Raw genomic sequence first — 5,078 nt, forward strand, 5'->3', positions numbered from 1 at the left:
GTTGGCACCGGCGACCTGTTTTAGCGCTTCTTCAATGTGGGTAGGAGCCAGCAGTGTCAGGCTGCTTTCATCGATCACGCTGAGCGCAACAGGCAGAGTATCTGCCTGCACCGCTGTACGGGAAGCCGTCGTTGTAATGCGTTCAATGCTTTCTTGCTGTGCCAGTGTCTGGCAGGTCATTATTGCGCAAAATGCGCTCAGTATAGCGTGATGAGTCGTCATAACATTCTGTGAATAAAGGCAAACTGGATAAATGCTAACACTGCTGCAGGGCGTTGAGCCAGCCAAACCGTCAGTACCGGCGGGGTTTTAACACTGAATCGCTTCAGATTGAAGAAACTGCAGATACGAAGCGTTACAGCTATGCTAAATTCGTGGCAACAAAGCCAGGCTGGCTGACGATGAAGGAGCGGTCACATGAGTGATTTCAATACATTACATAACAGAGCTGTATGGTTTGATATACCGGTGGCAGAGCTAAAGCGTGCCGCTGCATTTTATTCCGCTGTGCTGGCGGTGAAGGTTGAAACTTTTATGGAAGCGGGTTTTAGCTTTGCAGTACTTGAGCACAGCGACGGTAACGGTGGTTGCCTGGTGCCGAACCCGGCAGATATCAGCGACAAAGGCGTGATGTTGTACCTCAATGTTAACGGCAGAATACAAGACGCTGTGGCGAAGGTGAACCTACACGGCGGTAAAGTGTTACAGGCGGTGCATGCAATAGGGCCACATGGCTTTCGTGCTGTTGTTATTGATAGTGAAGGCAACAGGGTTGTGCTTCATTCAGAGACTAATGCCTGATATCTGAATAATGCGGTTAATTTTCTGACATCTATAGTAGGGAAGGGTATTTTATAAAAATTACCACCACCCGTTTAACGCTAAGTGCTACGCAGCCTGCACAGAGGGTTTGTTGCAGGCTGTGGCTTTACCAATGTTTACTAAATTGCAGCCCCAGGCCGTTTAAGCCTGCCGTTGGGGTTATCTGCACGCCATAAAACGGCTCGGCAAAATAGTAGCTGGCAGCCATACCAATAAGCGCGCCGGCCAGCACATCACGGGTATCGTGATGATCGTTCTTTACCCGACTGTAGCCGACATAACTGGCCAGGGCATAAGCGGGCGCACCATATTGCCAGCCATAACGGCGCTGCAAAAAGGCGGCCCCCTGAAATGCCATTGAGGTATGCCCGGAAGGGAATGCATCGTTATCTGAGCCATCGGGCCGGTTTTTATGTATTGCAGTTTTCAGCACATAGGTCGCAGCAACCGTGCTGGCAAAGCTGTAGTAAAACTGCGTCGCACCTTCACTGTCATCCAGATACTGCGTCATGCCAAAGGCTGCAGCAGGCAGCGCCACGCGCAGCACGTCCGCGGCGGTGTCACTGTTAGCATTAGCCTGTTGTAGCGGGATAAAAACCAGAACTGTCGCCAAAGTGACAGCTAAAATACCTTTTAACATTACAGCTCCATTATGGTTAGCAAGTCAGTGTTGGCAGATCACAGTTCCAGATACTGTGGCCAGCCCAATAGTGGGTTAGTCAAACCTTGTTTACCTTCCAATGCATCGAGTTTTTCCGGGCTGGCGTTGTTGTTAGCCAACGTCTGATAATCCCTGGCAAAATGCAGTGTGCGTAAAAGTGCAGGAATAAAGTGCTGGCCTAAATCAGCGCGAATAGCTTCACTGTTGGCATCTGGTAACAGTGCCAGTGTGGCCTCGGTTTGCAGCTGGAAAAACGTTTCGCTGAACCAGTGTGGTTGTAACTGAAGGCTGCGGATTTTTTGTTTTAAATCCTGCCGTACTTTGTCGGCGCCGGTTAGCGCCCGGTAAAACACCACCTCGGCCAGTACTTCTTCCAGGCTAAAATGCTCAAACTCATCAAAATGGGTGCGGGCATAAAACTGCTGTTGCAACAGCTGCATTGACTGGGTGCGGCGGTGTTCTTTTAATGCTTGCTGATACTGCGCCCAGCCATCCCATTCATCGGCATCGGGTGGCGTGGCAACGGCTTGCAACAGCTGTTCTTCGACATCGCCATATAGCGAGGTTTTACCGGTTTTTTTGCTGACAGCCGCTAACATGCTCCAGCCTTTCTGAAATGGTTTAACCAGGCCTTCCGGCGCCAGCAGTAAGGCCAGCGCCCGCTGACGGTCATTGTCGCTCAGCTGTTGTAACCCCAGGCTGACAACACCTATTACATCGTAGGCCGCCTGTTCCAATAGATGCATTTTATACTTGTTGTAGAATTTGTCGGCAAATTTCAGGCTCATCAGCACAGCTTTGGTTTTAACCTGTTTTAGCTGTTCACTGCTTAAGCCTTCCTCGGCCTGAGCTTTGTTAATCACCTGAGTTAAAAACGGGCCATTGTTGCTGTCGCGAAGTATTAACTGCATGTACTACACCTTTAATCCAGGAAGCTGAACATATCGTCCACTTCACTGTATTCATCGTCTGTGGCCTGGTTTTTCTCTTTAGCCTGTAGTACCAGCTCGGAAGCAAATTTGCTGATAATGCCTTCCCAGCCGGAATTCTCGTTACGGATAAGGGCTTTAATGGCGCTTTCTACTTCAGGTGTCAGCTGGCGGATCAGCGCCAGCAGGCTGCGTGGGTCATCAATACCCAGGTTGTGGGCGTCTTCAGCCTGATGCCGTTCGGTATAGGCTTCAGCTTCTTCCAGATGCTCTTCGTCTTCGTACAGTTTGTCTTCCCAGTAGTTTTCGTACTCAAGCACTTCACCGCGGTACAGCTCGATAAACGGGATGCTAAGATAAAACAAGCCGGCCGGATCTTCAGCAATGCACTCCAGCACGGCAGCTTGTTTGTCTTCGGTATCCTGAGTGCGGATAAGGTAGGTAAGAAAATCAAAGGTATGTTGCTTTAATTCTTCAGCATTGTTTTTAATTTTCTCTTCCCAGTACAGCGGTTGCTGACAAACGATGTCGCGGATCCGCTCCGGGCTCATCAGCTCTGACATAATTGACGGGAAAGAAATATCATGTTCGCTGTTAATCTGAGTCAGTGTAACAATATCAATATTCTCAATGACTTCTACTAGCTGGTCATCACTCATGGTGTTAGCGATCAGTTCAAATTTTTTACTGGCTTGCTTAGGTTCAATTACAGCCAGCTCTTTAATCTCTGCTACAGCAATTTCAATTAAACTGGTACTCATTAAGCTTATTCTCCCTTAAAGCGGATGTCGTCATACTGATCGTCATAGCCGTCTTGGTCGCTATCGTCATCTGCGCCGTAGTCATCACTGTCGTAATCGTAGCCATCGTTATCGCTTTCATCATCAGCATCGTCCTGAGAGTTATTCGCGCTGCTGCGACTGACAGCCTGTACTTTACCGGCGTTGTCTAGCATAAATAGCACTGCGCAGGCTTCGATTAACGCAAACTCAGAATAAGAGCGTACAGCTTTAACCAGCTCCAGATCAGCATTATTGAAAGCTACAGAGGTTTTAAACTCGTCCCAGACAGGCGCTGTAGCGGTATTTAGCCACTGCTGCCATTTGGGTTTTGCTGCCGGTGGAAATTTTACCCGGCCATACAGCGCTACCGGTAAATACTCCGGTAATGATTCCAGCATTTGTGGATCAGCAAGCAGTATGGCTTTGATCTTGGCGGTAAATTGTTCCAGCGCCTTGGGTGTATCCGGATCCATGTAGGATTCGATATTTTCCAGCGCATCAGTTTGCAGAGCACGCAGCCGTGCAGTATTTAATTTCGTTGCCATAACACTCTTACACGCTAAGGGGCTTAAGAATAATACTGATCCCACAGCTCCTGCATGGCCGCGGCGGGGTCGGTGACAATAACATTGTTAAAATCTTTAATAAAAGCAGCTTTCTGTTTTGGATCTGACAGCAAATCGTATGCAGCTTTCACCCGCTGCAGCTGTACGGAAGCCTGTTCTTTCTCTTCTTCACTGAGGCCATGCAGTTTATCCGGGTGGTACTTATTGGCTAAGCGGCGGTAGGCTTTTTTAATGTCGTCATCGCTGGCATTGGTTTTGACACCAAGTACGCGAAAATGATTAATCATAATGTGTCCCGAAAAATCTACTAAATGCCGAAAAACTATGAGGAGTTACATTGCCTGCGCCGCCGCAAGTATTTACGGCAGACAGCAGGCGATAATAGCAGATTGTACGGACTACTTCACCTGTAGTGGCTGACAGATTTATTAGTGCGGCACAAACCAGGCTGGGTTTACCGGCGAAGTGAACATCAGTGGTGCAAACTTATTAAAATGCGCGGCGTTATCCGGGCATTGGATATTATCCGGGTAATGTTTTTTCCAGGCATCGTTCACCAGATATAACGTATTCCCATGCACGGTTACACCTTCCACTGCAGTTTGCACCATTTTCTCATATGCAGGGCAACTGCTGTCAGCCGGGGTGGGGGCATAGTAGGCCATTTGCTGCACAAAAGGCGCTTGCTGTTGGCTGATATCAAGGATCCAAAGCTGATCATCATTACGAGCCACCGCCACCAGATAGCCGGGGTGGCCAGCTTTGGGACTTGGCAGGTAATCTAAATCATTAATCGGGTGGTCTTTGCTATCAGGCACCGGCAAAGCCAAACCGGTATCCTGCACTTTGACATAAGTATCCTGTTGCCAGAATGTGTCGTCGTAAGCGGTCTTGAAAATCATTGGGGCATTCTCAGCATTTTGTTCCAGGCCGAGATATAAATTTCCCGCATTATCAAAAGCTAAACCTTCTATGCCGTCATTAGGGAAGTTGCCAACATTAGCTGTTTTTGGAAACTGTACCGGTCGCACAGCAGTAATCTCGGCACGACTAAGGGCTTTATCGGTTTCAATTTTAACCAGCAAAGTCGGATAGTCGGTTGAGTTCGTTTCGCCATAGCGTGCTTTACATTCGGCGCTTAAGCTGACAAAAGATGAGTCTTCAGTCACGCTGACAAATACCGTATCATTCTGCCTGTCCCAGGTCAGCGCTTCAAAATCCGGATACTTGCTAAACAGCTCACCAAAACAACCTTTTAATATATCCTCGGCTACTGTTATTTGTAATGGTGGTGCGTTAAGCGCAGCTGTTTGTGGGT

8 protein-coding genes are annotated in these 5,078 nt (G+C 48.3%); 1 reads left to right on the top strand and 7 read right to left on the bottom strand.

Annotated features, from left to right (window positions below; translation table 11 throughout):
* On the bottom strand, positions 1-222 hold a 222-nt coding region (locus tag VIN66_RS15105; protein ID WP_331924750.1), incomplete at its 3' end, for a hypothetical protein.
* A 195-nt stretch (positions 223-417) separates the two neighbouring features.
* Here VIN66_RS15105 and VIN66_RS15110 point away from each other — a divergent pair.
* The gene (locus tag VIN66_RS15110) at positions 418-801 is read left to right on the top strand and encodes a VOC family protein (RefSeq protein WP_331924751.1); all 384 of its coding nucleotides are present in this window, start codon (positions 418-420) and stop codon (positions 799-801) included.
* A gap of 127 nt (positions 802-928) precedes the next feature.
* On the opposite strand, the gene VIN66_RS15115 is transcribed toward VIN66_RS15110, so the two are convergent.
* The 6 genes from VIN66_RS15115 to VIN66_RS15140 form a co-directional block, all read right to left on the bottom strand.
* Entirely contained in the window at positions 929-1,462 is a 534-nt protein-coding gene (locus tag VIN66_RS15115; protein ID WP_331924752.1) for a phosphatase PAP2 family protein, read from the bottom strand.
* A gap of 38 nt (positions 1,463-1,500) precedes the next feature.
* Positions 1,501-2,394, bottom strand: a complete 894-nt coding sequence (gene atcC, locus VIN66_RS15120) for a cold adaptation protein AtcC (protein WP_331924753.1) — start codon at positions 2,392-2,394, stop codon at positions 1,501-1,503.
* 11 nt (positions 2,395-2,405) lie between these two features.
* Entirely contained in the window at positions 2,406-3,173 is a 768-nt protein-coding gene (gene atcB, locus VIN66_RS15125) for a cold adaptation protein AtcB (RefSeq protein WP_226768085.1), read from the bottom strand.
* Between the two features lie 5 nt (positions 3,174-3,178).
* Positions 3,179-3,739 (bottom strand): cold adaptation protein AtcA, encoded by a 561-nt coding sequence (gene atcA / locus VIN66_RS15130; RefSeq protein ID WP_331924754.1) that lies wholly within the window; start codon positions 3,737-3,739, stop codon positions 3,179-3,181.
* A 23-nt stretch (positions 3,740-3,762) separates the two neighbouring features.
* A complete protein-coding gene (locus VIN66_RS15135) occupies positions 3,763-4,047 on the bottom strand; it encodes a J domain-containing protein (protein ID WP_331924755.1) in 285 nt (94 codons plus the stop codon).
* Between the two features lie 141 nt (positions 4,048-4,188).
* On the bottom strand, positions 4,189-5,078 hold an 890-nt coding region (locus VIN66_RS15140; protein ID WP_331924756.1), incomplete at its 5' end, for a hypothetical protein.

This window comes from Rheinheimera sp., from assembly GCF_036568245.1.
In the GTDB taxonomy this organism is placed as follows: Bacteria; Pseudomonadota; Gammaproteobacteria; order Enterobacterales; family Alteromonadaceae; genus Alishewanella.

Coding starts and splice junctions, on each gene's coding strand:
- atcB (WP_226768085.1), bottom strand. CDS start 3,173: ATGAGTACCAGTTTAATTGAAATTGCTGTAGCAGAGATTAAAGAGCTG.
- VIN66_RS15135 (WP_331924755.1), bottom strand. CDS start 4,047: ATGATTAATCATTTTCGCGTACTTGGTGTCAAAACCAATGCCAGCGAT.
- VIN66_RS15115 (WP_331924752.1), bottom strand. CDS start 1,462: ATGTTAAAAGGTATTTTAGCTGTCACTTTGGCGACAGTTCTGGTTTTT.
- atcC (WP_331924753.1), bottom strand. CDS start 2,394: ATGCAGTTAATACTTCGCGACAGCAACAATGGCCCGTTTTTAACTCAG.
- atcA (WP_331924754.1), bottom strand. CDS start 3,739: ATGGCAACGAAATTAAATACTGCACGGCTGCGTGCTCTGCAAACTGAT.
- VIN66_RS15110 (WP_331924751.1), top strand. CDS start 418: ATGAGTGATTTCAATACATTACATAACAGAGCTGTATGGTTTGATATA.